A 232-nucleotide genomic window follows, 5' to 3' on the forward strand; every position below is an offset into this window, starting at 1 on the left:
GGCTGAAGTACAAGGCGGCGCTGAGCGTGGCCTATGGCGCCGGCCTGCGCGCTGCCGAGGTGGTTTCGCTCAAGGTCGCCGACATCGACAGCAAGCGCATGATCATCCGCGTCGAGCAGGGCAAGGGCGGCAAGGACCGTAACGTCATGCTGTCGCCACACCTGCTTGAGTTGCTGCGGGCCTGGTGGAAGGCGGCGCGGCCGCAGGGCTGGCTGTTCCCGGGCCGCGATCC

General features: G+C 68.5%; 1 protein-coding gene. It reads left to right on the top strand.

Annotated features, from left to right (window positions below; translation table 11 throughout):
- A partial coding sequence (locus tag ACZXDY_RS46780) for a tyrosine-type recombinase/integrase (RefSeq protein ID WP_464350142.1) occupies positions 1-232 on the top strand: 232 nt, incomplete at both ends.

This window comes from Bradyrhizobium sp. LeoB3, assembly GCF_055456055.1.